Origin of the sequence: Streptomyces gilvus (assembly GCF_022513565.1) — a bacterium.
Lineage (GTDB): Bacteria > Actinomycetota > Actinomycetes > Streptomycetales > Streptomycetaceae > Streptomyces > Streptomyces gilvus.
Map to the genome: position 1 here is coordinate 308891 of NZ_JAKWBE010000001.1, position 20256 is coordinate 329146.

The window sequence follows — 20256 nt, forward strand, 5'->3', positions numbered from 1 at the left end:
CCCGACATGCCACGCCCGTTCACGCTCTTCACCGGCCAGTGGGCGGACCTGCCCCTGGAAGAAGTCTGCCGACTCGCCCGCGACTTCGGCTACGACGGCCTCGAACTCGCCTGCTGGGGCGACCACTTCGAGGTCGACAAGGCGCTCACCGACCCCTCCTACCTCAGGTCGAGGCACGAGTTGCTGGAGAAGTACGGCCTCCAGTGCTGGGCCGTCTCCAACCACCTCGTCGGGCAGGCCGTCTGCGACGCCATCATCGACGAACGCCACCAGGCCATCCTGCCGGTCGAAATCTGGGGCGACGGGGACCCGGAAGGGGTACGGCGGCGCGCGGCCGACCGCGTCAAGGACACCGCGCGGGCCGCGGCGGCCTTCGGCGTCGACACCGTCATCGGCTTCACCGGCTCCGCCATCTGGCACCTGGTCGCCATGTTCCCGCCCGCACCCGAGTCGATGATCGAGCGCGGCTACGAGGACTTCGCCGAGCGCTGGAACCCGATCCTCGACATCTTCGACGCGGAAGGCGTGCGGTTCGCGCACGAGGTCCATCCGAGCGAGATCGCCTACGACTACTGGACCACGCAGCGGGCCCTGGAGGCCGTCGGGCACCGTCCCGCCTTCGGACTGAACTTCGACCCGTCCCACTTCGTGTGGCAGGACCTGGACCCCGTCGGCTTCCTGTGGGACTTCCGCGACCGGATCTACCACGTCGACTGCAAGGAGGCCCGCAAGCGCCTGGACGGGCGCAACGGCCGCCTCGGCTCCCATCTGCCCTGGGGCGACCCGCGCCGGGGCTGGGACTTCGTGTCCGCGGGCCACGGCGACGTGCCCTGGGAGGACGTCTTCCGGATGCTGCGCTCCATCGACTACCAGGGCCCCGTCTCCGTCGAGTGGGAGGACGCCGGCATGGACCGGCTCCAGGGCGCCCCCGAGGCCCTGACCCGCCTCAAGGCCTACGACTTCGAGCCACCGTCGGCCTCCTTCGACGCGGCGTTCGGCAACTAGGCCTTGCTGATCGTCATCTGACCTTTCATCAGCTCCGGGATGACGGCGCATCCCGGCGTTCGCACCCGCCCGTACAACCGGCCCCCCATGGAGGCATTCGTGCACGGGAACGACCGCACCACCCGCACCGAAGGACTCACCACGTACAGACGACGCTTCCGCCGAGCGGTCGCCCTCCTCGGCGGCGCGCTCCTCGCCGGAGCGTCACTCACCCTCACCACACCCCAGGCCGGCGCAGCCGTCGCCGACCCGGCAGCCGCCCCCGCCGCGGCGGAGGACTTCCAGCAGGTCACCCTCGCCAAGGGGGAGGCGGAGGTCGGCGAACCCATGTCGCTCGCCGTCCTGCCCGACCGCTCCGTCCTGCACACCTCACGCGACGGCGAGCTGCGGCTCACGGACGCCGCCGGCAACACCAGGCTGGTCGGCAAGCTCGACGTCTACTCCCACGACGAGGAAGGGCTCCAAGGCGTCGGAGTGGACCCGGACTTCGCGACCAACCGCGCCATCTACCTCTACTACGCGCCCCCGTTGAACACCCCGGCCGGTGACGCCCCCGAGACGGGCACCGCGGCCGACTTCGCCCCCTTCGACGGCGTCAACCGCCTCTCCCGCTTCGTGCTGAAGGCCGACGGCACCCTCGACACCGCCAGCGAGAAGAAGGTCATCGACATCCCGGCCTCCCGCGGACTGTGCTGCCACGTCGGCGGCGACATCGACTTCGACGCGGCCGGCAACCTGTACCTGTCGACGGGCGACGACACCAACCCCTTCCAGTCGGACGGCTACACGCCCATCGACGAGCGCGCCGACCGCAACCCCGCCTTCGACGCCCAGCGTTCCGCGGGCAACACCAACGATCTGCGCGGCAAGATCCTGCGTATCAAGGTGAACGCCGACGGCTCGTACTCCATCCCCGACGGCAACCTCTTCGCGCCCGGCACCGACAAGACGCGGCCCGAGATCTACGCGATGGGCTTCCGCAACCCGTTCCGCTTCAGCGTCGACAAGAAGACGGGCATCGTCTACGTCGGCGACTACGGCCCCGACGCCGGCGCCGCCGACCCGGCCCGCGGCCCGGCCGGCCAGGTCGAGTTCGCGCGCGTCACCGGCCCCGGCAACTTCGGCTGGCCGTACTGCACCGGCGCCAACGACGCCTACGTGGACTACGACTTCGCCACGAAGACCTCGGGCAGCTCCTTCGACTGCCAGGCCCCGAAGAACAACTCCCCGCACAACACCGGCCTCACCGACCTGCCCCCGGCCCAGCCCGCCTGGATCCCCTACAACGGCCCGTCCGTACCGGAGTTCGGCGACGGCTCCGAGTCCCCGATGGGCGGTCCGGTCTACCACTACGACGCCTCCCTCGACTCGCCCGTCAAGTTCCCCGAGGCATACGACGGGAACTTCTTCGCCGGTGAGTTCGGCCGCCGCTGGATCAAGCGGATCGTGAGCGACGCCGACGGCACCGTGCAGTCCGTCAACGCCATCCCGTGGACCGGCACCCAGGTGATGGACATGGCCTTCGGACCCGACGGCGCGCTGTACGTCCTCGACTACGGCACCTCGTGGTTCGGCGGCGACGACAACTCCGGTCTGTACCGCATCGAGAACGCCACCGACGGCCACTCCCCGGTGGCCCAGGCCGCGGCGAGCAGCACCTCCGGACAGGCCCCGCTGAAGGCGCGGTTCTCCTCCGCGGGTTCGTCGGACCAGGACGGTGACGCCCTCACCTACAGCTGGGACTTCGGCGACGGAGGCAAGTCGACGGCGGCGAACCCGACGTACAAGTACAAGAAGAACGGCACCTACACCGCGACCCTGACGGCGAAGGACCCCAGCGGCCGTACCGGCAGCGCGAGCGTTCAGATCGTCGTCGGCAACACGGCACCGCGGGTGACCGTCGAACTCCCGCGTGACGGCCAGCTGTTCAGCTTCGGTGACGCGATCCCGTTCAAGGTGAGGGTCACCGACCCGGAGGACGGAACGGCCGTCGACTGCGCCAAGGTCAAGGTCACCTTCGTCCTCGGCCATGACACCCACGGCCACCCGATCACCTCGGCGAACGGCTGCACCGGCACCCTCCAGACCACCGCCGACGGCGGCCACGACGAGAACGCCAACATCTTCGGGGTCCTGGACGCCGAGTACACCGACAACGGAGGCGGCGGCCAGGCCCCCCTCACCTCCCACGGCCGCAACGTCCTGCAGCCCCGCCACCGCCAGGCCGAGCACTTCGGCGACAGCTCCGGCGTCACCGTCGTCGCCCGGGACACCGCGCACGGCGGGAAGACGGTCGGGGACATCGGCAACGGCGACTGGATCTCGTTCACCCCGTACGCCCTGAGCAACGCCACCAAGGTCACGGCACGCGTGGCGTCCGGCGGCGCGGGCGGGCGGCTGGAGATCCGCGCGGGTTCGCCGACCGGCACCCTGCTCGGCAAGGCGACCGTGCCCGTGACCGGCGGCTGGGACACCTTCCAGGACGTCAGCGCCGCCCTGTCGCGCGCACCGAAGAGCTCGACCACGCTGTACCTGGTCTTCAAGGGCGGTTCGGGCGCGCTGTTCGAGGTGGACGACTTCACCTTCACGACGAGCTGAGGGGAGGAGGACGCGATGCGCTCAACAGGCCGCTCATTCAGCGTCGTCGCCGGCGCGGCACTGCTCCTCGGCTGCGTCTGCGGCCCCGCCGCCGCGCACCCCGGGGACGCCGGGAAACGGGTACTGGTCTTCTCCAAGACCGCCGGCTTCCGGCACGACTCCATCCCGGCCGGCGTGGAGGCCGTGCGGCAGCTGGGTGCCGACGGCGGCTTCGCCGTCGACGCGACCGAGGACGCCGGGGCGTTCACCGCCAAGAACCTGCGCCGCTACGACGCGGTCGTGTTCCTGTCGACGACCGGGGACGTGCTGAACGACGCCCAGCAGAGCGCCTTCGAGCGCTACATCCGGCACGGCGGCGGCTATGTCGGCGTCCACGCCGCCGCCGACACCGAGTACGACTGGGCGTTCTACGGCGGCCTCGCGGGCGCCTACTTCCAGTCGCATCCGGCGATCCAGCCGGCGAAGGTGACCGTCGAGGACCGCGCTCACCCGGCGACCTCGGGCCTGCAGGGGACCTGGTCCCGTACCGACGAGTGGTACAACTACCGTTCCAACCCCCGGGACCGGGCCCATGTCCTCGCCTCGCTCGACGAGTCCTCGTACACCGGCGGCACCATGAACGGCGACCATCCGATCGCCTGGTGCCAGACCTACCAGGGCGGCCGCGCCTTCTACACCGGAGGCGGCCACACCAAGGAGTCGTACGCCGAACCGGCCTTCCGGCAGCACCTGTCGGGCGGTCTGCGGTGGGCGACCGGCGACGCCCAGGCCGACTGCCGTCCCGAGAACGGCTACCGGCCGCTGCTCGACGGCACGTCCCTGGACGGCTGGAAGCAGGCGGGCCCCGGCTCCTTCACCCTGGCCGACGACGGGACGCTGACGTCCTCGGGCGGTATGGGCCTGCTCTGGTACGCCACCTCGGGCTTCACGTCGTACTCCCTGAAGCTCGACTGGAGGACGGCCGGTCCCGACGGGGACGACAACTCCGGTGTGTTCGTGGGCTTTCCGCCCTCGGACGACCCGTGGTCGGCCGTGAACAACGGCTACGAGATCCAGATCGACGCCACCGACGTGCCCGACAGGACCACCGGGTCCGTCTACGGCTTCCAGTCCGCCGACCTGAACAAGCGCGACCGCGCGCTGAACCCGCCGGGGGAGTGGAACACGTACGAGATCCGCGTGGAGGGCGAACGGCTCCGCGTCTGGCTCAACGGCGTGAAGATCAACGATTTCACCAACACCGACCCGGCCCGGAGCCTCGTCGACGGACACATCGGCATCCAGAACCACGGAGCCGACGACCAGGTGTCCTTCCGCGACATCCGGATCAAGGAACTGCCCGGCAAGGGCGACTGAGCGGCGGCGGGCGGAGGACGCCGGACCTCCGCCCGCCGCCTTCCACCCCGTCCGGGGAATCGCGGGATCACGCATCCCGTCGCGCGGGATCCGTCGCCCCTGGACCTGCTGATTCATGGCGTATTGCACCCGACGTGTTCGACGAGGAGGCCGCCCATGTCCGCGTCCCTTTCCGTAGCCCGGCCACGCGTCGGGGTGTGGCTGATCGGGGCCCGTGGCTCCGTCGCCACCACTGTCGTCGCGGGCTGCGCCGCGCTGACCGCCGGCCTGCGACCGCCGACCGGCCTGCTCACCGAGACCCCCGCGTTCGCGGACACCGGCCTGCCGCCCCTCGCCGCGCTCGTCTTCGGCGGACACGACACCCAGGACTGCCCCCTGCCCAAACATGCCGAGGCCCTGGCGGCCGGAGGCGTCCTCCCACCCGGCCTCCCCGCTGCCGTCTCGGGTGAACTGACCGCCGCCGAGGAGGAGATCAGACCGGGTGGCCCGGTGCCGGGCGACACCCGCACCGAGGAGGAACTGATCGCCGCCTTCACCGCGGACATCCATGACTTCGTACGACGGTGCGGGCTGTCCCGGGCCGTGGTGGTGAACGTCGCCTCCACCGAGCCCCCGGCAACCGACCGCGCCCTCCCACCGAGCTCCCTCTACGCGGCGGCGGCCCTGCGCGCGGGCTGCCCGTACGTGAACTTCACCCCCTCGACCGGCCTGCACCACCCTTCGCTGGCAGCCGCCGCGGACAGGAGCGGCCTGCCGTACGCCGGGCGCGACGGCAAGACGGGCCAGACCCTTCTGCGGTCCGTCCTGGGCCCGATGTTCACCCAGCGTGCCCTGTCGGTCCGCGCCTGGTCCGGCACCAACCTCCTCGGCGGAGGCGACGGCGCGGCACTCGCCGACCCGGCCGCGGCCGCCGCCAAGAACGCCGGCAAGGAGCGGGTCCTGGCCGAGACCCTCGCGGTGCCCCCCGAGGGCGAGGTCCACATCGACGACGTCCCCGAGCTCGGCGACTGGAAGACCGCTTGGGACCACATCGCCTTCGACGGCTTCCTCGGCACCCGCATGATCCTCCAGACCATCTGGCAGGGCTGCGACTCGGCGCTGGCCGCGCCCCTGGTGCTCGACCTGGCCCGGCTGACCGCCCGAGCCCACGAGGCGGGCCTGTCCGGGCCCCTGGGCGAACTGGGCTTCTACTTCAAGGACCCGGTGGGTGACGGACCGGCCGCGCTGGGCGAGCAGTACCCGGCGCTCCTCGGGTTCGCGGAGCGACTGCGGGCGGCGGACGGGGGAGGCGGCTCCGACGATGAGTCCGCCGCTTCCGATCGGCACGCGGATCACGGTGGTTCGGGTCGGACGGGGGAGCGGCGATGAGCCGACTGCGGGCGTGGGAGTTCGGCCGGTGGACGGGGCGGAGAGCCGGCGAAAGTACCGGCGTCATCGAGCCGAGGCCGGGTTCCCGGGCGGATGCCGTGCGGGGACGGAGCGGCGGCGGAGCTGCGGGTGCCGTCGAACCGACGCCGGCTCGACGGACGGGTGCCGTGGGTGCCGACCGGCGTACCGGGGCAGGCCCGACGGCCACTGCCCGATCGGCCGGACGCGCGCCGTCGCCGGACGCGGCGCGCACCGCCTCCCTCGCCGCACACGCCCTCGCCTGGGCCGAACTGCTGCGGCTCCCCGCCCTGTTCACCGTCCCTGGTGACGCCCTCGCCGGCGCCGCCGCGACCGCCCCGGCCCCGAACGCCCGCACTCTCCTCGCCATCGGATCCTCCCTCTGCCTCTACGAGGCGGGCATGGCCCTCAACGACTGGTCCGACCGTGAGGAGGACGCGGTGGAGCGCCCCCACCGGCCCCTCCCCTCGGCCCGCATCCACCCGGCCGCCGCCTTCTCGGCCGCCTGCGCCCTCACCGGAGCCGGCCTCGCGCTCGCCGCCCGTGCGGGCCGCCCCGCTCTGACGGTCGCCGCTCCGCTCGCGGCCACGGTCTGGGCGTACGACCTCGGCCTGAAGCGAACCCCGGTCGGCCCGGCCGCCATGGCCGCCGCCCGTGGACTCGACCTGCTGCTCGGCGCGGCAGCCACGACCGGCCACCCGCGCAGGGCCCTCCCCTCCGCGGCGCTGCTCGCCACCCACACCCTCGCGGTGACGGCCGTCTCCCGCCGGGAGACGACAGGCGGCTCACCCCTGACCCCACTGGCCGCCCTCGCCACCACCGGCGTCCTCACCCACCTCCTCACCCGCCGACTCTCCCCGGGAACCGCCCTGCGCTCGACGCTCGGCGCGGCCTACGCCCTCACCGCGGCCCGCCCCTACGCCCACGCAGCCCTCAACCCGTCACCCCCGCTCACCCAACGAGCCGTCGGCAGCGGTGTCCGCGCCACGATTCCGCTCCAGGCCGCACTCGCCGCCCACTCCGGTGCCCGTTCCACCGCGGTGCTGGTGGCGACGCTCGCCCCGCTCGGCAGGCGGTTCGCGAGGACGGTGAGCATCACATGACCACGGAGAAGACGCACCGGCCCAACGGGATGCCGACTTGGGGGTCGACCGGCCCCCTTCGTTTCGGCTACGGCACCAACGGCCTCACCGACCTCCGGCTCGACGAGGCCCTCGCCCTCCTCGCCGACCTCGGCTACGACGGCGTCGGACTCACCCTCGACCACATGCACCTCGACCCCCTCGCCTCCGACCTCGCCTCCCGAACACGCCGAGTCGCCCGACGCCTCGACGCCCTCGGCCTGGACGTCACCGTCGAGACCGGCGCCCGCTACGTACTCGACCCGCGCCGCAAGCACGGCCCCTCCCTGCTGGACCCCGACCCCGACGACCGGGCCCGGCGGGTCGGGCTACTGATCCGCGCCGTCCAGGTCGCCGCCGACCTCGGCGCACACGCCGTGCACTGCTTCAGCGGGATCATGCCGGCCGGCACGGACCCGGACACGGCGTGGAAACGTCTGGCCGAGTCACTGACCCCCGTCCTGGAGGCCGCCGCCGGCGCGGGCATTCCCCTCGCTGTCGAACCGGAACCGGGCCACCTCCTCGCCGCCCTCGCCGACTTCCACCACCTCCGCCGCATCCTCGGCGACCCCGGACACCTCGGTCTGACGCTCGACATCGGCCACTGCCAGTGCCTCGAACCCCTCTCTCCCGCCGACTGCGTACGCGCCGCCGGTCCCTGGCTCCGGCACGTCCAGATCGAGGACATGCGCCGTGGCGTCCATGAGCACCTCCCGTTCGGAGAGGGCGAGATCGACTTCCCGCCCGTCCTCGCTGCCCTCGCCGCCACCGGCTACCAGGGCCTGACCGCCGTCGAACTGCCCCGCCACTCCCACGCGGGCCCCCACTTCGCCGCACACTCCCTCCCATTCCTCCGGCGCGCGGCGACGAAAGCCGCTCAGTCGCCCGACGCCGCACCCCACGGCGATCCCTCCGCCGCCCCCGAAGGGAGCAGCACCCCATGACGCATCGGCACACCACGCGGAACACTTCGCGGGCGGCCCACACGGAGACAGACCGGGACGCGCAGTCGCAGCTCGACCCCGGGAACAGCACTCCGGCCCGCGCGGGAGCAGGCCGGAAGGGCTTCGGCGGCCCCGACCGCGCGTCCACCTCACCCTCTGGCGACACAGCCCCGGCCACCCTGACTCCTCCATCCGCCCTCACCCCTCCGTCCGCCTTGTACCGCCACCTCGTCGCCCGCCTCGGTGAGTCCGCCCGCGCCTGGCTCGAACAGGCCCTCACCGAGGCCGCCGCCCAGCCCGGCATCCACGGACCGATCTCCACGTGGGAGCTGCGCATCGCCGAGGCCGGTCGGCGCTGCGGACCCGAGCACGCCGACGCCGCCCGTGTGCTGATCCTGCACGCCGCCCGCGCCGGCGCCGACGCGCTCAGCCGGGTCTATTTCCAGGGCACCGCCGCCGAACGCCGCGCCGTCCTGCACGCCCTGCCCCATCTGGTCGCCGGCCCCGAGGCCGTTCCGCTCGTCGAGGACGCCCTGCGCACCAACGACACCCGCCTCCTGGCCGCCGCCGTCGGCCCGTACGCCGCCCGGCACCTCAGCCCGCATCTCTGGCGCCACGCCGTTCTGAAGTGCCTGTTCACCGGGGTCGCCGTGGACGAGGTCACCGACCTGGACCGGCGTGCCCGCGGGGACGGCGAACTCGCCCGCATGCTCGCCGACCACGCCGCCGAACGCACCGCCGCGGGTCGTGCCGTGCCCCAAGACCTGTACCGCGTCCTGACCCTGAGCGACCCCACGGCCACCCCACCCGCGCCGGCTGCCGAACCCGGCGTGCGCGGCGGCGACGGCAAGGAGTCCTGATGCGTATCTTCGACCCTCACATCCACATGACCTCCCGCACCACCGACGACTACGCCGCCATGCACGCCGCCGGCGTCCGCGCCGTCGTCGAACCCTCCTTCTGGCTCGGCCAGCCCCGCACCTCTCCCGCCACCTTCTTCGACTACTTCGACTCCCTCCTGGGCTGGGAACCCTTCCGTGCCGCCCAGTACGGCATCGCCCACCACTGCACCCTCGCCCTCAACCCCAAGGAGGCCAACGACCCCCGCTGCGCGCCCGTCCTCGACGAACTGCCCCGCTATCTCGTCAAGGACCAGGTCGTCGCCGTCGGCGAGATCGGCTACGACTCGATGACCGCGGCCGAGGACACCGCGCTCGCCGCCCAGCTCCAGCTCGCCGCCGACCACGGCCTGCCCGCGCTGGTGCACACCCCGCACCGCGACAAGCTCGCCGGACTGCGCCGCACCCTCGACGTCGTCCACGAGTCCGCGCTGTCCCCGGACCGCGTCCTGGTCGACCATCTCAACGAGACCACCGTCAAGGAGGCCAAGGACAGCGGCTGCTGGCTGGGCTTCTCCGTCTATCCCGACACCAAGATGGACGAGGCGCGCATGGTCGCGATCCTGCGGGCCTACGGCCCCGAGCAGGTGCTCGTGAACTCGGCCGCCGACTGGGGCAGGAGCGATCCCCTCAAGACCCGCAGGGTGGCCGACCTGATGCTGGCCGAAGGGTTCGGCGAGGACGAGGTCGACCGGGTCCTGTGGCAGAACCCCGTCGCCTTCTACGGACTCAGCGGCCGCCTGAACCTGGACGTCCCGGGCACGGACGCCACCCACGAGGGCAACTCCATCCTCCGTGGCGGGGCGTGAGCCATGCGATTCCGCCACCCCGACGGCTCCACCGTCCACCTCGCCTACTGCACCAACGTCCACCCCGCCGAAACCCTCGACGGCGTCCTCGCCCAGCTCCGCGAACACTGCGAACCCGTCCGCCGGCGCCTCGGCCGTGACCGTCTCGGCATCGGCCTCTGGCTCGCCAAGGACGCCGCGCACGCCCTGGTCACCGACCCCTCCGCCCTGCGCGGCCTGCGCACCGAACTCGACCGCCGAGGACTGGAGGTGGTCACCCTCAACGGCTTCCCCTACGAGGGTTTCGGCGCCGAGGAGGTCAAGTACCGCGTCTACAAGCCCGACTGGGCCGACCCCGAACGCCTGGACCACACCACCGCCCTGGCCCGCATCCTCGCCGGGCTGCTGCCCGACGACGTCACCGAGGGCACCATCTCCACCCTCCCGCTCGCCTGGCGCACCGCCTATGCCCAAGACCGCGCCGAGAAGGCCCGCACGGCCCTCGTCACCCTCGCCGAACGCCTCGACGCCCTTTGTGAGTTGACCGGCCGGTCGATCCGCGTCGGCCTGGAGCCGGAACCCGGCTGCGTCGTGGAGACCACCGGGGACGCGATCGACCCGCTCACCCGCATCGGCCACGACCGTATCGGCGTCTGCGTCGACACCTGCCACCTCGCCACCTCCTTCGAGGATCCGCACACCGCCCTGGACGCGCTCACCGAAGCACGCGTCCCCATCGTCAAATCCCAGCTCTCCGCCGCCCTGCACGCCGAACACCCCCGTCTCCCCGCCGTCCGTGCCGCCCTGGCGGCCTTCGACGAACCCCGTTTCCTGCACCAGACCCGCACCCTGGCGGCGGCAGGCCCGCACGGCACCGACGACCTCGGCGAGGCCCTGGCCTCCGGTGCCCTGCCCGACACGGCACCCTGGCGAGCCCACTTCCACGTCCCTCTGCACGCGGCCCCCGCCGCGCCCCTGACCTCCACGTTCCCCGTCCTGCGGGCCGCCCTGTCCCGGCTGGTCGGCGGCCCGCACCCGCTCACCCACCACCTCGAAGTCGAGACCTACACCTGGCAGGCCCTCCCGCCCGAACTCCGGCCCCGAGGCCGCGCCCAACTCGCCGACGGAATCGCCGCCGAACTCACCCTCGCCCGCGACCTGCTGACCGACCTCGGCCTCAAGGAACTGCCATGAGCACCCACCGGGCCCCGACCAGCCCGACCCCCCTCCTCGTCCTGGACGTCGTGGGCCTCACCCCCCGTCTCCTCGACCACATGCCCCACCTCGAGAAGCTCGCCCGATCCGGCTCCCACGCCCCGCTCGGCACCGTCCTTCCCGCGGTGACCTGCGCCGCCCAGTCGACCTTCCTCACCGGCACCCACCCGTCCGAGCACGGCATCGTCGGCAACGGCTGGTACTTCCGCGAACTCGGCGACGTCCTGCTGTGGCGCCAGCACAACGGCCTGGTCGCCGGCGACAAGCTCTGGGACGCAGCCCGCCGCGCGCACCCCGGCTACACGGTCGCCAATATCTGCTGGTGGTACGCCATGGGCGCCGACACCGACATCACCCTCACTCCCCGTCCCGTCTACTACGCCGACGGCCGCAAGGAACCCGACTGCTACACCCGGCCCCCGGCCCTGCACGACGAACTCACCGAGAAACTCGGCACCTTCCCCCTCTTCCACTTCTGGGGCCCCGGCGCCGACCTGGTCTCCAGCCAGTGGATCATCGACGCGACCCGCCACATCCTGCGCACCCGCCACCCCGACCTGGCCCTGTGCTACCTCCCTCACCTCGACTACGACCTGCAACGCTTCGGCCCCGACGACCCGCGCTCCCGCAAGGCGGCCACCGACCTGGACGCCGCCCTCGCCCCGCTCCTGGACGACGCAGCCGCCGAGGGCCGCATCGTCGTCGCCCTGTCCGAGTACGCCATCACCCGCGCCGACCGGCCCGTGGACATCAACCGCGCCCTGCGCCGCGCCGGCCTCCTGGAAGTGCACACCCAGGACGGCATGGAGTACCTGGACCCGATGGCCTCCCGTGCCTTCGCGGTCGCCGACCACCAGATCGCCCACGTCTACGTGCGCCGACCCGAGGACCTCGACACCACCCGGCAAGCCCTGGCCGACCTGCCCGGCGTCGACCGGCTCCTCGACGACGAGGGCAAGAAGACCCACCACCTCGACCATCCGCGTTCCGGCGAACTCGTCGCCGTCGCGGAACCGGACGCCTGGTTCACGTACTACTACTGGCTCGACGACGCCCGCGCGCCCGACTTCGCGCGACTCGTCGACATCCACCGCAAACCCGGCTACGACCCGGCCGAGCTGTTCATGGACCCACTCGACCCCTACGTCAGGGTCAAGGCCGCGGCCGCACTCGCGCGCAAGAAACTCGGCCTGCGCTACCGCATGGCGGTCGTGCCCCTCGACCCGTCACCTATTCGCGGCAGCCACGGCCGCCTTCCCACGAGCGACGACGACGGTCCGCTCCTCATCTGCTCCACCCCCCGCGCCGTCGGCGACCGCCTCGCGGCCACCGACGTGAAGTCACTCCTGCTCCACCTCGCCGGTCTGGACCGACCGGCCCCGCAGGACCCGTCCGTTGCGACTGGTCCCCAGTGAAGCACTCACCACTGACAACGCCCTCCGACACCGAGGAGTTCCAGGCATGAGCCGCATCTCCCAGACCGATCCCGAACTCACCCACCGCCTGACCAGACGAGGCATGCTCGGCGTGGCCGCCGGCGCCACCGCGGCGGCCCTGCTCGGCGCCGCGTCCCCGGCGACGGCCGCCGAGTCCGCCTCCGCAGGCCGTGGCCGCCCCGTCCTGCCGCCCGGCCGGCTCGGCATCCAGCTCTACAGCCTGCGCGACAAGGTCTCCACACTCGGCTTCGGGCCCGTCTTCGCCGAACTGGAGAAGTACGGGTACGACGAGGTCGAGTTCGCCGGATACACGCAGGGCTCGGCCGGCCCCATCACCCTCGCCCAGCTCCGCCGGCTGGCCCGCAACCACGGTCTGACCCCGATCGGCAGCCACGTCGGCTACTACTCCGACGACCCGAACGCCTACACCTTCGCCCAGAACCTCACCAAGGTCCTGGACGACGCCCAGGCACTGGGCCTCAAGCACATCGGCACCGCCTCCGGACCGTTCCGCTACGGCTCGACCGTCGACGCCTGGAAGCGCGCCGCCGAGGAGTTCAACACCTACGGCGCGGCGGCGAAGGCACGTGGCATGAAGTTCTACCAGCACAACCACTCCGACGAGTTCTCCTTCGCCGCCGACAACCCCAAGGTCCGCCTCTACGACGTGCTCCTCGCGGAGACCGACCCCGACCTGGTGTTCCTGGAGATGGACATCTTCTGGGCCTACGCCGGCCAGTTCCGTTTCTCCAAGCGGCCCGATGGCAGCCCCGCACCCTTCGAACCCCTCGACTACGTCCTCAGACACCCGCACCGCTACCCGCTCTTCCACGTCAAGGACGGGGTGAGCGATCCGTCGAACCAGTTCGGCTACCGCATGGTGGACGTCGGCGACGGCGACATCGACTACCAGAAGTTCATCTCCGCCGTGACCCGGCTCCGCGGTGAGCGCCTGGCCCACCACTGGCAGACCGAACACGACCAGCCCGCCGAGTCGTTCACCTTCGCGCGCCGCTCCAGTGCGTACCTGCACTCATTGCGCGAGAAGTGCTGAACCGTACGCCGGCGTGAAAAGGCCCTCCCCGTACCCGGGGAGGGCTTCCTCAGGCGCGCGTGCCGTCAACTCGCGGGCTGCGGTTGCGCCGTGAGCACGTCCGAGCCGCTGCGCCCCGGCTGCCGCAGCAGCAGGGCGATCGCCGCCGCGACCATGGAAACGCCGCCGGCCAAGGCGTACGCCCCGTTGTAGCCCCAGGCCGCGACCACCATGGAGCCGAGGCCGCCGCCGAAGAGGCCGCTGACCAGCTTGCCGCTGTAGACCAGGCCGTAGTTGGTGGCGTTGTAGTTCTCCCCGAAGTAGTCCGGGGTCAGCGCCGCGAACATCGGGTAGAAGGCGCCGCCGCCGAAGCCGGAGAGGAAGGCGAAGAACAGGAAAAGCCACTCGCTCTTCATCTCACCCGCCAGGATCACGCCGAACTGGGCGAGACCCAGCACGACGATGACGAACACCAGGGTCGACTTGCGGCCCCACTTGTCCGACAGCCAGCCCACGACCCCTCGCCCGATGCCGTTGATCACCGCCATGACGCCCATGGAGGACGCCGCGACCAGCGGGCCGAAGCCGACGTCCTTGGCGTAGTCGACCTGGAAGGAGATCCCGAAGATCGACACACCGGCGGTCATCACGATGGCCACCCACATCAGCGGCAGCATGCCCGTCCTGATGGCCTCCTTCGGCGTGAACTGCCGTACCGCCGGGGGGTTCTTGGCCAGGCTCGCCGCGTTCTTCTGGCTGCCGGCGAACGTCAGCGGGTCGATGTCCGCGGGCCACCAGTTCTTCGGCGGGTCCTTGAAGAACATCGCGCATCCGGCGACCACGATCATGACGTAGCAGCCGATCAGGTCCAGCACCCGGTGGTAGTTCCCGGTGTCGAAGGCGTAGTTGAAGATGAAGATGAACGGCAGCGACCCGTAGGCGAAGCCGCCGTTGACGAAGCCGGTCCGGGCGCCCCGGCGCTCGGGGAACCACTTGCCGACCATGTTGATGCAGGTCGCGTAGACCAGACCGGAGCCCAGGCCGCCCACCACGCCGAAGCCGAGGATGGCCAGCCACACGTTGCTCAGGTGCGACAGGGCGAGGAAGCCGACCAGGCACATGCCGGAACCGATGTACATGGCCCTGCGCGCCGTCAGGATGCCCTTCTCGCGCATCCAGCCCGCCGGGAAGGCGATGCCCGCCTGGAAGAACACCCAGACGCTGAGGATCCAGAAGGTGTTGGACTGCGTCCAGCCGTGCGCGTGGGACAGGGTGTCCTCCGCGGAGCCGTACGCGTATTCGGAGACGCTGATGGCCATCATGGCGATCCACGGGAGGTACACCATGAGCTTGCGGGAGTGGCCGAGGATGTCCCGGTCGGTCTCACCGACGCGGTAGACGCGGCCGTTGGAGTCGGTCACCTCACGGTAGGGACGGTGTGCGGCTGCCGTGTCGGCCGAGAGCGGATCTGCTGTCATGCTTATGCCATCTCCTCGCCGAGCGGGTGCGGGTTGGGGACGATGCGACGGGCACTGGGCCGGCCCGGGGCCTTGAGGAAGAGCGCCAGTACCGCGGAGGCCAGGCCGATGGAGCCGGCCAGGACGAACGCGCCGTGGTAGTCCCACTCGCCGACGACGACGGCGCCCAGACCGGAGCCCACGAGCCCGGAGATCAGCTTCGAGCTGTAGACCATTCCGTAGTTGGTGGCGTTGTTGTTCTCACCGAAGTAGTCGGCCGTCATGGCCGCGAACAGCGGGAAGATCGCCCCGCCGCCGAAGCCGGAGACCATGGAGCAGAACAGGAAGAACGGCATGCTGCCCATCTGGCCGGACACCAGCACGCCGAACTGCGCGGTGCCCAGCACGACGCACACGATGATCAGCGTGTTGCGCCGGCCGTAGCGGTCGGAGATCCAGCCGATGACCCCGCGCCCGGTGCCGTTGACGATGGCCTTCAGGGACATCGCCGTGGCCACGATCCCGCCGGCGAAGCCCATGTCCTTGCCGAAGGGCACCTGGAAGGCGATGCCGAAGATATTGATGCCGGCCGTGCACAGCAGACAGAACCACATCATCCACAGGACGGGCGTACGGGCGGCCTCCCTCGGGGTGTACTGCTTGACCGCCGGCGGGTTCTTCTCCAGCGCCCGGCGGATCTTCGGGTCGTCGGTCTGCTTCAGCGGGTCCACGTGCGGCGGCCACCAGTTCTTCGGCGGGTCCTTGAAGAACCAGCCGGCCGAGGCCACCAGCAGGCACAGTCCGATGCCCGCACAGGCGAGCACGGTCCGGTAGTTGCCGAGGTCCATGTAGGAGGTGAACAGGAAGACGAAGGGCACGGACCCGTAGGCGAAACCGCCGTTGACGAAGCCCGTCTTGCCGCCCTTGCGCTCCGGATACCACTTGCCGACCATGTTGACGCAGGTCGCGTAGACGAGACCGGCGCCGATGCCGCTGCACATCCCGAAACCGAAGTAGGCGACGGCCACGTTCGGCGCGTACGCCAGCGACAGATAGCCCAGCATCGTGCCGACGGCGCCGATCAACATCGCCGTACGCGCGGGCAGCCGTCCGCTCTCGCGCAGTTGTCCGGCGGGGAAGGCCACGGCCGCCTGGAAGAACACCCAGACGCCCATCAGCCAGAAGATGTGTCCGCTGCTCCACAGATGCGCCTCGTGGAGCGTGTCCTCGGCCGAGGTGAACGCGTACTCGGCGGAGCTGATGCCCATCATGCCCACCCAGGGCAGGACGACCATCCACCTGCGCCTGCGGCCCATCAGATCGACATCACTCTCGCCGATCCGGTAGACGCGGCCGTTGCGGTCCCTCACCTCCCTGTAGGGGACGGACGCCGAACAGTCGGTCGTTGTCATGGTTGAGTGCCCCTTGCGTCGAAAGTTCTGGCCAGCGCCCCCTGTCCAATGCCTTTCGTGTGCGCACGGGTCCCGAGGGCCGGCCGACCGCACTGTCGGCCGGCCCCGCGCGTGGGTCACCTCATGAACCGCCCCCCAACAGCCCCGCGGCCCGGGCCCAGCGGGCTGTGTCACGCCCGGGGGCCGACCCCCGGGCCCCCGGCCGGTGCATCGTGTCCGCCGGCCTCACAGCAGCCCCGCCGCCCGCGCCCAGCGGTACTTCGCGCCGAGCACGGCCACCGGCTTCTCGGTGGTGTACGGGTACGCCATGACCCCGCGCTCGTAGAGGTACTGGCAGGCCTCCTCGACCTCGACGTCACCCGCGAGGGAGGCCACCACGGGCTTTTCGATCCCGCGCTCGCGGAACTCGGCCACCACGCGCGCGGTGAGCTCCGCGAAGACCATCGGGGGAGTGACGATCGTGTGCCAGTAGCCGAGGACGAGCGCGTGGATGCGCGGATCCTCCAGACCGAGCCGGATCGTCGCCTCGTACGTCGACGGCGGTTCGCCGCCCGTGATGTCGACCGGGTTGCCCGCGGCCCCGAACGGCGGGATGAACTGCCGGAACGCCTCGTCCAGGTCCGGGGGGATCTCCATCAGGGACAGACCGTTGTCGGTCACCGCGTCGGACAGCAGCACACCGCTGCCGCCGGCCCCGGTGATGATCACGACGTTGTCGCCCTGCGGCGCGGGAAGCACCGGCAACGCGCGCGCGTACTCCAGCATGTCGTTCAGCCCGGGCGCCCTGATCACGCCGGCCTGCCGCAGGATGTCGTCGTAGACGGCGTCGTCGCCCGCAAGCGCCCCGGTGTGCGACCCGGCCGCCTTCGCGCCCGCCGCCGTACGGCCCGCCTTGAGGACCACGACCGGCTTCCTCGGTACGGTCGCCCGCGCGGCCTCCACGAAGGCGCGGCCGTCCTTGAGGTCCTCCAGGTGCATCGCGATGCACTCGGTGTGCGGGTCCTCGCCGAACCAGGTCAGCAGGTCGTCCTCGTCCAGGTCGGACTTGTTGCCGAGGCCCACGATCGCCGACACACCCGTCTTCGTGGTGCGGGCGAAACCCAGGATGGCCATGCCGATGCCCCCGGACTGGGAGGTCAGCGCCACCGGGCCCTTGACGTCGTACGGCGTGCAGAACGTGGCGCACAGGTCCTGCCAGGTCGAGTAGTAGCCGTAGATGTTGGGGCCGAGGAGGCGGACGCCGTGCCGCTCGGCGATCGACACGATCTCCGCCTGGAGTTCGTGCTCGCCGGTCTCCGCGAAGCCGGAGGGGATCAGCACGGCGTTGGGGATCTTCTTGCGTCCCACCTCCTCCAGGGCCGAGGCCACGAACTTGGCGGGGATAGCGAAGACCGCCACATCCACCTCACCGGGAACGTCGGTGACACTCTTGTACGCCTTGCGGCCCAGAATGTCATGGGCCTTGGGGTTCACCGGATGGATCTCCCCGGCGAAGCCTCCGTCGACGAGGTTGCGCATGACCGAATTGCCGATCTTGCCCTGCTCGTTGGAGGCGCCGATCACGGCGACCGACGACGGCTGCATCAGCCGCCGCATGGAGGTGAGGATCTCCTCGCGCGTGTACCTCCTGCGCGGTGGCGGCTGCTTCTCGGCGAGGATGACGCGGATGTCGGCGGCGACCGCGCCCTCCGGGGTCGCGATCACGGGGTTGAGGTCGACCTCCGCGATCTCCGGGAAGTCCGCGACCAGTTGGGACACCCGCCGGATCTGCTCCGCGACCGCCCACCGGTCCACCCCCGCCTGACCCCGCACCCCGCGCAGGATCTCCGCCGACCGGATCGAGTCCAGCATGGACAGCGCCTCGTCGGCGCTCACCGGCGCCAGCCTGAACGTGACGTCCTTGAGGACCTCGACGAGAACGCCGCCGAGCCCGAAGGCGACGACCTTCCCGAAGGTCGGGTCCGTCACCGCGCCGACGATGACCTCCTGCCCCCTCGGCAGCAGTTCCTGGATCTGCACCCCCTCGATCCGCGCGTTCGCGTCGTACGCGCGCGCGTTGTCGACGATCTCGTGGAACGCCGCCCGCACGTCCGCGGCGCCCTCGACACCGACGACCACACCGCCGGCGTCGGTCTTGTGGAGGATGTCCGGTGAGACGATCTTCATCACGACGGGCCCGCCGAAACGCGCCGCGTACGCGACCGCCTCGTCCACGTCAGTGGCCAGCTCCTCGCCCGGTACGGCGATCCCGTACGCGTCGGCGATCACCTTGCCCTCGGGCGCGGTCAGCGCGGTCCGCCCCTCGGCGCGCACGGTGTCGAGGAGCGAGCGCACCCGCAGCTCCCGGTCTTCCGCCATCACGTCAGATCACTCCGTTCGACTTCAGCAGGCGCAGTTCCTCGTCGCCGAGGCCGAGCTCGCCGACGTAGACCTCTTCGTTGTGCTCGCCGAGCAACGGTGAACTGGTCACCTCGACGGGGGAGTCGGACAGCTTCAGCGGGCTGCCCACGGTGGTGAACTCGCCGCGCTCGGGGTGCGGGACGGTGACCACCATCTCGTTGGCGACCAGCGAGTCGTCCTCGATGATCTCCTTCGTGGACAGGATCGGCCCGCACGGGATGTTGTGGGCGTTGAGCCGCTCCAGCACCTCCCACTTGGGCAGCGTCGAGGACCACTCCTCGATCAGCTGGAACATCTTGTTGAGCTTGGGCAGACGGGCCTCCGGCGTCGACCACTCGGGGTCGTCCGCCAGTTCCGGCCGGCCGATGAGTTCGCTGATGGGCTGCCAGCCGACGGGCTGCACGATGACGTACACGTAGTCGTTCGGGCCGCCCGGCGCGCACTTGACCGCCCAGCCGGGCTGACCGCCGCCGGACGCGTTTCCCGAGCGGGGAACTTCGGTGCCGAAGTCGTCGTTGGGATATTCAGCGAGGGGGCCGTGGGCCAGGCGCTGCTGATCGCGCAGCTTCACCCGGCAGAGGTTGAGCACAGCGTGCTGCATGGCCACGTTCACCCGCTGACCGCGCCCGGTGTGCTCGCGCTGGAACAGCGCCGCGAGTATCCCCGCCACGGCGTGGACGCCCGTGCCCGAGTCCCCGATCTGGGCCCCCGTCGCCAGCGGCGGCCCGTCCTCGAAACCGGTGGTCGACATCGACCCGCCCATGGCCTGCGCGACGACCTCGTACGCCTTGAAGTTGGTGTACGGGCCGTCCCCGAACCCCTTGATGGAGGCATAGACGATCCGCGGATTGATCTCCTGGATGCGGTCCCAGGTGAAGCCCATGCGGTCGACCGCGCCCGGTCCGAAGTTCTCGACCACGACGTCCGAGCGCCGGATCAGCTCGGTGAGGATCTCCTTGCCGCGCTCGGTCTTGGTGTTGAGGGTGATGCTCCGCTTGTTGCAGTTGAGCATCGTGAAGTAGAGGGAGTCGACGTCCGGCAGATCGCGCAGCTGCTTGCGGGTGATGTCACCGCTCGGCGCCTCCAGCTTGACGACGTCGGCGCCGAGCCAGGCCAGCAGCTGGGTCGCGGAGGGCCCGGACTGGACATGGGTCATGTCGAGGACGCGGATGCCTTCAAGTGCCTTGGTGGTCACGGGCGTTCACC

General features: G+C 70.9%; 15 protein-coding genes. 11 read left to right on the plus strand and 4 right to left on the minus strand.

What is annotated here, in order from left to right:
- The first annotated feature begins 6 nt into the window (after nucleotides 1-6).
- The 11 genes from MKW14_RS01395 (at nucleotide 7) to MKW14_RS01445 (ending at nucleotide 13802) form a co-directional block, all read left to right on the plus strand.
- Complete coding sequence (locus tag MKW14_RS01395) at nucleotides 7-1005, plus strand: sugar phosphate isomerase/epimerase family protein (RefSeq protein ID WP_240858238.1); 999 nt, start codon at nucleotides 7-9, stop codon at nucleotides 1003-1005.
- A gap of 99 nt (nucleotides 1006-1104) precedes the next feature.
- Complete coding sequence (locus MKW14_RS01400; protein ID WP_240858239.1) at nucleotides 1105-3603, plus strand: PQQ-dependent sugar dehydrogenase; 2499 nt, start codon at nucleotides 1105-1107, stop codon at nucleotides 3601-3603.
- A gap of 15 nt (nucleotides 3604-3618) precedes the next feature.
- Nucleotides 3619-4959, plus strand: a complete 1341-nt coding sequence (locus tag MKW14_RS01405; RefSeq protein ID WP_240858240.1) for a ThuA domain-containing protein — start codon at nucleotides 3619-3621, stop codon at nucleotides 4957-4959.
- A gap of 156 nt (nucleotides 4960-5115) precedes the next feature.
- Nucleotides 5116-6327 (plus strand): inositol-3-phosphate synthase, encoded by a 1212-nt coding sequence (locus tag MKW14_RS01410; protein ID WP_240858241.1) that lies wholly within the window; start codon nucleotides 5116-5118, stop codon nucleotides 6325-6327.
- 167 nt (nucleotides 6328-6494) lie between these two features.
- Nucleotides 6495-7448 carry an SCO3242 family prenyltransferase gene (locus MKW14_RS01415; RefSeq protein WP_374116521.1) on the plus strand — a complete coding sequence of 318 codons (954 nt, stop codon included), beginning with the start codon at nucleotides 6495-6497 and terminating at the stop codon, nucleotides 7446-7448.
- Nucleotides 7445-8410 carry a sugar phosphate isomerase/epimerase family protein gene (locus tag MKW14_RS01420; RefSeq protein WP_240858242.1) on the plus strand — a complete coding sequence of 322 codons (966 nt, stop codon included), beginning with the start codon at nucleotides 7445-7447 and terminating at the stop codon, nucleotides 8408-8410. Before MKW14_RS01415 ends, MKW14_RS01420 begins: the two co-directional genes overlap by 4 nt.
- Nucleotides 8407-9270, plus strand: a complete 864-nt coding sequence (locus MKW14_RS01425) for an EboA domain-containing protein (protein ID WP_240858243.1) — start codon at nucleotides 8407-8409, stop codon at nucleotides 9268-9270. The genes MKW14_RS01420 and MKW14_RS01425 overlap by 4 nt, the downstream gene beginning before the upstream one ends.
- Entirely contained in the window at nucleotides 9270-10118 is an 849-nt protein-coding gene (locus tag MKW14_RS01430; protein WP_240858244.1) for a TatD family hydrolase, read from the plus strand. The genes MKW14_RS01425 and MKW14_RS01430 overlap by 1 nt, the downstream gene beginning before the upstream one ends.
- 3 nt (nucleotides 10119-10121) lie before the next feature.
- On the plus strand, nucleotides 10122-11291 hold the full coding sequence (gene eboE, locus MKW14_RS01435; RefSeq protein ID WP_240858245.1) for a metabolite traffic protein EboE: 1170 nt from the start codon (nucleotides 10122-10124) through the stop codon (nucleotides 11289-11291).
- The gene (locus tag MKW14_RS01440; RefSeq protein WP_240858246.1) at nucleotides 11288-12727 is read left to right on the plus strand and encodes an alkaline phosphatase family protein; all 1440 of its coding nucleotides are present in this window, start codon (nucleotides 11288-11290) and stop codon (nucleotides 12725-12727) included. The genes eboE and MKW14_RS01440 overlap by 4 nt, the downstream gene beginning before the upstream one ends.
- A gap of 46 nt (nucleotides 12728-12773) precedes the next feature.
- On the plus strand, nucleotides 12774-13802 hold the full coding sequence (locus MKW14_RS01445) for a sugar phosphate isomerase/epimerase family protein (protein ID WP_240858248.1): 1029 nt from the start codon (nucleotides 12774-12776) through the stop codon (nucleotides 13800-13802).
- Nucleotides 13803-13867: 65 nt separating this feature from the next.
- On the opposite strand, the gene MKW14_RS01450 is transcribed toward MKW14_RS01445, so the two are convergent.
- The 4 genes from MKW14_RS01450 to frc form a co-directional block, all read right to left on the minus strand.
- Nucleotides 13868-15259 (minus strand): OFA family MFS transporter, encoded by a 1392-nt coding sequence (locus tag MKW14_RS01450; protein WP_240858251.1) that lies wholly within the window; start codon nucleotides 15257-15259, stop codon nucleotides 13868-13870.
- 2 nt (nucleotides 15260-15261) lie between these two features.
- A complete protein-coding gene (locus tag MKW14_RS01455; RefSeq protein ID WP_240858252.1) occupies nucleotides 15262-16650 on the minus strand; it encodes an OFA family MFS transporter in 1389 nt (462 codons plus the stop codon).
- Nucleotides 16651-16875: 225 nt separating this feature from the next.
- Nucleotides 16876-19008, minus strand: a complete 2133-nt coding sequence (locus MKW14_RS01460; RefSeq protein ID WP_240858911.1) for an acetate--CoA ligase family protein — start codon at nucleotides 19006-19008, stop codon at nucleotides 16876-16878.
- 4 nt (nucleotides 19009-19012) lie between these two features.
- Nucleotides 19013-20245 (minus strand): formyl-CoA transferase, encoded by a 1233-nt coding sequence (frc, locus tag MKW14_RS01465; protein ID WP_240858253.1) that lies wholly within the window; start codon nucleotides 20243-20245, stop codon nucleotides 19013-19015.
- Nucleotides 20246-20256 lie beyond the last annotated feature (11 nt).

Bases quoted from the DNA above. Each gene is read 5' to 3' on its own strand.
- MKW14_RS01450 (WP_240858251.1), bottom strand. From the start codon at position 15,259: ATGACAGCAGATCCGCTCTCGGCCGACACGGCAGCCGCACACCGTCCC.
- MKW14_RS01410 (WP_240858241.1), top strand. From the start codon at position 5,116: ATGTCCGCGTCCCTTTCCGTAGCCCGGCCACGCGTCGGGGTGTGGCTG.
- MKW14_RS01460 (WP_240858911.1), bottom strand. From the start codon at position 19,008: ATGGCGGAAGACCGGGAGCTGCGGGTGCGCTCGCTCCTCGACACCGTG.
- MKW14_RS01420 (WP_240858242.1), top strand. From the start codon at position 7,445: ATGACCACGGAGAAGACGCACCGGCCCAACGGGATGCCGACTTGGGGG.
- MKW14_RS01425 (WP_240858243.1), top strand. From the start codon at position 8,407: ATGACGCATCGGCACACCACGCGGAACACTTCGCGGGCGGCCCACACG.
- MKW14_RS01440 (WP_240858246.1), top strand. From the start codon at position 11,288: ATGAGCACCCACCGGGCCCCGACCAGCCCGACCCCCCTCCTCGTCCTG.
- eboE (WP_240858245.1), top strand. From the start codon at position 10,122: ATGCGATTCCGCCACCCCGACGGCTCCACCGTCCACCTCGCCTACTGC.
- MKW14_RS01405 (WP_240858240.1), top strand. From the start codon at position 3,619: ATGCGCTCAACAGGCCGCTCATTCAGCGTCGTCGCCGGCGCGGCACTG.
- MKW14_RS01430 (WP_240858244.1), top strand. From the start codon at position 9,270: ATGCGTATCTTCGACCCTCACATCCACATGACCTCCCGCACCACCGAC.
- MKW14_RS01455 (WP_240858252.1), bottom strand. From the start codon at position 16,650: ATGACAACGACCGACTGTTCGGCGTCCGTCCCCTACAGGGAGGTGAGG.
- MKW14_RS01445 (WP_240858248.1), top strand. From the start codon at position 12,774: ATGAGCCGCATCTCCCAGACCGATCCCGAACTCACCCACCGCCTGACC.
- MKW14_RS01395 (WP_240858238.1), top strand. From the start codon at position 7: ATGCCACGCCCGTTCACGCTCTTCACCGGCCAGTGGGCGGACCTGCCC.